The organism is Pseudomonas sp. 18.1.10, assembly GCF_024655625.1.
GTDB lineage: Bacteria > Pseudomonadota > Gammaproteobacteria > Pseudomonadales > Pseudomonadaceae > Aquipseudomonas.
Genome location: NZ_JANLGL010000250.1, coordinates 1 through 7,273, shown reverse-complemented (window position 1 = coordinate 7,273; position 7,273 = coordinate 1). Strand labels below are relative to the sequence as shown.

Annotated in this window: 5 protein-coding genes; 2 read left to right on the top strand and 3 right to left on the bottom strand. The window is 62.3% G+C overall.

The genetic code is table 11. The features are described from left to right. Window positions 1-90 precede the first annotated feature (90 nt). From mupP to NUV89_RS25960, 3 genes are all read right to left on the bottom strand, one after another. On the bottom strand, window positions 91-762 hold the full coding sequence (gene mupP, locus NUV89_RS25970; RefSeq protein ID WP_257783570.1) for an N-acetylmuramic acid 6-phosphate phosphatase MupP: 672 nt from the start codon (window positions 760-762) through the stop codon (window positions 91-93). 4 nt (window positions 763-766) lie between these two features. Continuing rightward, window positions 767-1,465 (bottom strand): bifunctional 2-polyprenyl-6-hydroxyphenol methylase/3-demethylubiquinol 3-O-methyltransferase UbiG, encoded by a 699-nt coding sequence (ubiG, locus tag NUV89_RS25965; RefSeq protein WP_017734479.1) that lies wholly within the window; start codon window positions 1,463-1,465, stop codon window positions 767-769. Window positions 1,466-1,529: 64 nt separating this feature from the next. After that, window positions 1,530-2,861 (bottom strand): TRZ/ATZ family hydrolase, encoded by a 1,332-nt coding sequence (locus NUV89_RS25960; protein ID WP_257783569.1) that lies wholly within the window; start codon window positions 2,859-2,861, stop codon window positions 1,530-1,532. A 109-nt stretch (window positions 2,862-2,970) separates the two neighbouring features. Here NUV89_RS25960 and mtnA point away from each other — a divergent pair, with 109 nt between their 5' ends. Both mtnA and gyrA read left to right on the top strand, forming a co-directional pair. Further along, on the top strand, window positions 2,971-4,041 hold the full coding sequence (gene mtnA, locus NUV89_RS25955) for an S-methyl-5-thioribose-1-phosphate isomerase (protein WP_257783568.1): 1,071 nt from the start codon (window positions 2,971-2,973) through the stop codon (window positions 4,039-4,041). A gap of 424 nt (window positions 4,042-4,465) precedes the next feature. Then, complete coding sequence (gene gyrA, locus NUV89_RS25950) at window positions 4,466-7,120, top strand: DNA gyrase subunit A (protein ID WP_257783567.1); 2,655 nt, start codon at window positions 4,466-4,468, stop codon at window positions 7,118-7,120. The last annotated feature ends 153 nt before the right edge of the window (window positions 7,121-7,273 follow it).

Here is a 7,273-nt window from a genome sequence, read left to right as displayed (position 1 = left end):
ACTGACACTCCGCCTTCGCGAGCAAGCCCGCTCCCACACAAGCCCGCTCCCACATTTGGATCTTCATTGGTCTGTAGATTCAGTACGCCATCAGCAACTGCACAGTGCGTTATCCAGCACCTTGCGCAGTTCCAGCGGGTGGTCCACCACCACATCGGCGCCCCAGTTGCGTGGGTTGTCGTCCGGGTGGATATAGCCGTAGGTCACCGCCGCAGTGCGGGTGCCGGCATCGCGGCCAGACTCGATGTCGCGCAGGTCGTCGCCTACGAACAACACGCTGGCCGGGTCCAGGTCGAGCATCTTGCACGCGAGGATCATCGGCTCTGGGTCCGGTTTGCTGTTTTTCACGTGGTCCGGGCAGATCAGCAGGGCCGAGCGTTCGGCCAGGCCCAGCTGTTGCATGATCGGTTCGGCAAAGCGCAGCGGCTTGTTGGTGACCACGCCCCAGACCAGCTTGGACCTCTCGATGTCCGCCAGCAGTTCGGCCATGCCGTCGAAGAGTTTGCTGTGCACCGCGCAACCCTTGAGGTAACGCTCCAGGAACTCCAGGCGCAGCTCTTCAAAGCCTGGGGATTCCGGGTCCATCGAAAACGTCACGGCGACCATCGCCCGCGCACCGCCGGAAATTTCATCGCGGATGTGTGCATCGTTGATCGGTTCCAGGCCGCGGTCGGTGCGCATGGCCTGGCAGATGGCGATAAAGTCCGGCGCGGTGTCCAGCAGCGTACCGTCCATATCGAAGAGAACCGCTCGCAACTTCACAGGCTTACTCCTCGCGCAGGGTCTGGATCATGTAGTTGACGTCAACGTCGCTGGCTAGCTTGTAGTGCTTGGTCAGCGGGTTGTAGGTCAGGCCGATGATGTCCTTGACGGTCAGCCCGGCCTGGCGGCTCCAGGCGCCCAGCTCGGACGGGCGGATGAATTTCTTGAAGTCGTGGGTGCCACGCGGCAGCAGCTTCATGATGTATTCGGCGCCGATGATCGCGAACAGGTAGGCCTTGGGGTTGCGGTTGATGGTGGAGAAGAACACCTGGCCGCCCGGCTTGACCATGCGGAAGCACGCGCGGATCACCGAGGATGGGTCCGGCACGTGTTCCAGCATTTCGAGGCAGGTGACCACGTCGAACTGCTCGGGCATCTCCTCGGCGAGGTCTTCGGCGGTGATCTGGCGGTATTCGACGTTCACGCCGGATTCCAACTGGTGCAGTTGGGCCACGGCCAGTGGTGCTTCGCCCATGTCGATGCCCATCACCGTGGCGCCGCGCTGGGCCATGGCTTCGCTGAGGATGCCGCCGCCGCAGCCGACGTCCAGCACCTTCTTGCCGGCCAGGTTGACGCGTTCGTCAATCCAGTTGACCCGCAGCGGGTTGATGTCGTGCAGGGGCTTGAACTCGCTTTCGCGGTCCCACCAGCGGTGAGCCAGGGCTTCGAATTTGGCGATTTCGGCGTGGTCGACGTTGCTCATGGTGCATCCTCTAAATCTGATAAATCGGTTTGTCGGTCTTGAACGTACGGCTTCAAGGCCGGCGTTATTCGTGGTGCCCGCTGATGCGCTTGCCCCAGGCCATGGCCGTGGCGGTCAGTTGCTGTTCATCCATGCGGGTCAATTGCCGGTCGTCGAGCAGTTGCTTGCCGGCGACCCAAAGGTGTTTCACGCAATCCCGTCCGGTGGCATATATAAGCTGTGAGACCGGATCGTAGACCGGTTGTTGCGCCAGCCCCGACAGATCGAAGGCGACCATATCCGCGGCCTTGCCGACTTCCAGCGAGCCTATCTCGCTTTCCAGGCCCATGGCCCGCGCACCATTGAGGGTGGCCATGCGCAGGGCGCGGTGCGCATCCAGCGCGGTGGCCGAGCCGGCGACGGCCTTGGCCAGCATCGCCGCCGTACGGGTTTCGCCCAGCAGGTCGAGGTCATTGTTGCTGGCGGCGCCATCGGTGCCGATGGCCACATTGACGCCAGCCTGCCACAGGCGCTCCACCGGGCAGAAGCCGCTGGCCAGTTTCAGGTTGGATTCCGGGCAGTGGATCACGCTGGTGTTGCTTTCTACCAGCAAAGCCAGGTCATCTTCGCTGATTTGGGTCATATGAACGGCCTGGAAGCGCGGGCCCAACAGCCCGAGGCGGCCCAGGCGCGCGAGCGGGCGCTCGCCGGTCTGCTCGACGGCTTGCTGCACTTCAAAGGCGGTTTCGTGCACGTGCATGTGGATCGCGGCGTCCAGCTCTTCGGCGATTACGCGGATTTTTTCCAGGTTGGCATCGCCCACGGTGTAGGGCGCGTGGGGGCCGAAGGTGACCTTGATGCGCGGGTGGTGCTTGAGGTCGCCGAACAGCTCGACACCCTGGCGGATGGCCTCGTCGGCGCTGCTGGCGCCGGGAATCGGGAAGTCGAGGATCGGAATCGCGATCTGCGCACGCATGCCGCTGTTGTGCACGCAGTCACTGGCGACCTTGGGGTAGAAGTACATGTCCGAGAAACAGGTGATGCCACCCTTGAGCTGCTCGGCGATGGCCAGGTCGGTGCCGTCGCGTACGAACGCCTCATCGACCCACTTGGCTTCGGCGGGCCAGATGTGTTTTTCCAGCCAGGTCATCAGGGGCAAGTCGTCGGCCAGGCCGCGAAACAGGCTCATTGCCGCATGCCCGTGGGCGTTGACCAGACCGGGGCTGAGCAGCATGCCCGGCAACTCGCGGACCTCGGTGGCTGCCAGTTTCAGTGCCGCCGCCCGTGGGCCGATAAATGCGATGCGCCCATCACGGATGCCCACGCCATGCTCCTTGAGCACCACGCCGGCAGGTTCGACGGGCACCAGCCAGGTGGGCAGTAATACCAGGTCGAGCGGGGCGGCAGTGGCGGTCATCGCGGGCTTCTTCCCAGGCAGCTATAAAAGAAGGCCGAAGTATACCCGAGCGCCTAGGCTGGCGGATCGCTATAATCGGCGGCTTTTGTTCATGAGTGCGGAGTAAGGGATGCGCGATCGACTGTTGGCTGCGGAGAAAGTGAAGGCCATCGATTGGCGTGATGGCGCGCTGTACCTGCTCGATCAGCGTGCCTTGCCGTCCCGGGAAAGCTGGGTGGCGTGCTCCACGGTCGAGGCCGTTGCCGCGGCGATTCGCACCATGGTCGTGCGCGGCGCGCCGGCCATCGGCATCAGTGCGGCCTATGGCCTGGTGCTCGCCGCCCGTGAGCGGATCGCCGAGGGCGGTGACTGGCAGGCTGCGTGGGAAGAAGACTACGCACTGTTGGCGCAAAGCCGTCCGACCGCGTCGAACCTGTTCTGGGCCCTGAAACGCATGCGTGACCGTCTGGACCGGCTCAAGAAACACGCCGATCCAGTGGCAGTGCTGGAAGCCGAGGCGATTGCGATCCATGAAAGTGATCGGGAAGCCAACTTGAACATGGCACAGCTCGGCGTTGAGCTGATCCGCAAGCACCAGGGCAACGCCCAGGCGATCCTGACCCATGGCAATGCCGGCGCCTTGGCTACGGGCGGTGTGGGCACGGCGCTCGGGGTGATCCGCGCGGCTTTTTTGGAAGGCATGGTCGAGCAGGTCTACGCCAACGAAACCCGGCCCTGGCTGCAAGGCTCACGGCTGACCGCCTGGGAGCTGGCGGGCGAGGGCATCCCGGTGACGGTGAATGCCGACTCGGCGGGCGCGCATATCCTCAAGACCAAAGGCGTGACCTGGGTGATCGTCGGCGCGGATTGCATTGCCGCCAATGGCGATGTGATTAGCAAGATCGGCACTTATCAGCTTGCCGTGTGCGCCATGCACCATGGCGTGCGCTTTATGGTGGTGGCGCCGAGTTCGACCGTCGACTTGATGATGGCGACCGGCGATGACGTCACGCTGGAAGAGCGTGACCCGGGCGAGTTGCTGGAGATTGTCGGGCAGCGCTTGGGGGTGGATGCGTTCAACCCGGTGTTCGACGTGACGCCGGCGGACCTGATCGACGTGATCGTCACGGAAAAGGGCATTGTCGAGCGGCCGGATGTGGCCAAGATGGCCAGGTTGATGTGCCGTAAGCGGCTGCATTGAGGGCGTTGGTGTTTGTTGGATCGCCTTCGCGAGCAAGCCCGCTCCCACATTTTGAATGTGTTCACAAATCAAATGTGGGAGCGGGCTTGCTCGCGAAGGGGCCTATAAGTCAATAAATTCTTCGGATCTGCCCTCAAAAAACAGCCCCGATCCTTCTCTAAGCCCCTCTCGTCCCCCTCAAGCCTGTCACCCGTCAACTAACTATGCTCCATGCGCATCTGGGGGATAGGTGCGTGGCGGCGATTGTGATAACATCCGGCGGTTTCCAAGGCCGCCCCGAGGGGTTGCCTATAACGTGCAGATCCGTGTCATAACTCGTTGATTTGTCGTAAGTCGTTGTCAGGCACCGTGCCGGCAGCGGCGAGCTTCGTTCGTCCCATATGGATGTGACGAGGTTTCACCCGAAAAAGGAATCAGGCTTCTCATGGGCGAACTGGCCAAAGAAATCCTCCCGGTCAATATCGAAGACGAGCTGAAACAGTCCTACCTCGACTACGCGATGAGCGTAATTGTCGGTCGGGCACTGCCTGATGCACGCGATGGCTTGAAGCCCGTGCACCGGCGTGTGCTGTTCGCGATGAGCGAGCTGGGTAACGACTGGAACAAGCCGTACAAGAAATCTGCCCGTGTTGTCGGTGACGTGATCGGTAAGTATCACCCTCACGGCGACACTGCGGTGTACGACACCATCGTTCGGATGGCGCAGCCGTTTTCCCTGCGCTACCTGCTGGTAGACGGCCAGGGCAACTTCGGTTCGGTCGACGGCGACAACGCCGCGGCCATGCGATACACCGAAGTGCGCATGACCAAGCTGGCGCACGAGCTGCTGGCTGACCTGCACAAAGAAACCGTGGACTGGGTGCCGAACTACGACGGCACCGAAATGATCCCGGCCGTCATGCCTACCCGTATTCCCAACCTGCTGGTCAACGGTTCCAGCGGTATCGCCGTGGGCATGGCGACCAACATCCCGCCGCACAACCTCGGTGAAGTCATCGACGGTTGCCTGGCCCTCATCGACAACCCTGAGCTGACCGTCGATGAGCTGATGCAATATATTCCCGGCCCGGACTTCCCGACCGCCGCGATCATCAACGGTCGCGCCGGCATCATCGAAGCCTACCGCACCGGCCGTGGCCGCATTTACATGCGCGCCCGCTCGATGATTGAAGACATCGACAAAGTCGGTGGTCGCCAGCAGATCGTCATCACCGAACTCCCATACCAGTTGAACAAGGCGCGTCTGATCGAGAAGATCGCCGAGCTGGTCAAAGAGAAGAAGCTGGAAGGCATCACCGAGCTGCGCGACGAGTCCGACAAAGACGGCATGCGCGTGGTGATCGAGCTGCGTCGTGGCGAAGTGCCGGAGGTGATCCTCAACAACCTCTACGCCCAGACCCAGCTGCAAAGCGTGTTTGGTATCAACGTGGTTGCCCTGATCGACGGCCGCCCGCGCATCCTGAACCTCAAGGATCTGCTGGAAGCCTTCGTGCGTCACCGCCGCGAAGTGGTCACCCGTCGTACCGTGTTCGAACTGCGCAAGGCCCGCGAGCGCGGCCACATCCTGGAAGGCCAGGCGGTTGCGCTGTCGAACATCGACCCGGTGATCGCCCTGATCAAGGCCTCGCCAACCCCGTCGGAAGCCAAGGAAGCGCTGATCAGCACGCCTTGGGAATCCAGCGCCGTGGTGGCGATGGTTGAACGTGCCGGTGCCGATTCGTGCCGTCCAGAGACCCTGGACCCACAATACGGCCTGCGCGAAGGCAAGTACTTCCTGTCGCCGGAACAGGCCCAAGCCATCCTGGAACTGCGCCTGCACCGCCTGACCGGCCTGGAGCACGAGAAGCTGCTGGCCGAGTACCAGGAGATCCTCAACCAGATCGGCGAGTTGATCCGCATCCTCAGCAGCGCCGTGCGCCTGATGGAAGTGATCCGCGAAGAACTGGAAGTGATCCGCGCCGAATACGGCGACGTGCGTCGCACCGAGATCCTCGATGCCCGCCTCGACCTGACCCTGGGTGACATGATCCCGGAAGAAGAGCGCGTGGTGACCATTTCCCACGGTGGCTACGCCAAGACCCAGCCTTTGGCTGCCTACCAGGCCCAGCGCCGTGGTGGTAAAGGTAAATCGGCTACCGGCGTGAAGGATGAGGACTACATCGCTCACCTGCTCGTGGCCAACAGCCACACCACGCTGCTGCTGTTCTCCAGCAAGGGCAAGGTGTACTGGCTCAAGACCTACGAGATCCCGGAAGCCTCCCGTGCCGCCCGTGGTCGCCCGTTGGTCAACCTGCTGCCGCTGGACAGTGATGAATACATCACCACCATGCTGCCGGTCGAGGAATACACCGAAGGTCACTTCATCTTCATGGCGACCGCCAAAGGCACCGTCAAGAAGACCCCGCTGGAATCCTTCAGCCGCCAGCGCAGCGTGGGCCTGATCGCCCTGGAACTGGACGAAGGTGACGTACTGATCTCCGCCGCCATCACCGATGGCGAGCGTGAAGTCATGTTGTTCTCCGACGGCGGCAAGGTCACGCGCTTCAAGGAATCCGACGTGCGTGCCATGGGCCGTACCGCCCGCGGTGTGCGCGGCATGCGCCTGCCAGAAGGGCAGAAGCTGATTTCGATGCTGATCCCGGAAGAAGGCAGCCAGATCCTCACCGCTTCGGCGCGTGGTTATGGCAAGCGTACCGCCATCAGCGAGTTCCCGGAGTACAAGCGTGGCGGCCAGGGCGTGATCGCCATGGTCAGCAACGACCGCAACGGCCGCCTGGTCGGCGCGGTCCAGGTGCTCGATGGCGAGGAAATCATGCTGATTTCCGACCAGGGCACCCTGGTACGTACCCGTGTGGCCGAAGTGTCGAGCCTGGGCCGTAACACCCAGGGCGTGACGCTGATCAAGCTGGCCAGCGACGAGACGCTGGTGGGCCTGGAGCGAGTCCAGGAACCATCGGAAGTCGAAGGCGAGGAGCTGGAAGGTGAAGAGTTCGACGGCGAGGTGATCGCAACAGGCGATGACAGCGTTGACGAGCCAGCCCTCGACGCTGCCGCAGACGAAGAAGAACCGCAGGAATAAGCGGACACAGAGGGGGCGGATGAAGATTCGCCCCCTTGTTGTTTGTCCGAATGGAAATATCGACAGCTATGGAGATCCCTTGTGGGAGCGGGTTTATGTGGGAGCGGGCTTGCTCGCGAATGCGGTGCTTCAGTCGACATATCCATTGACTGA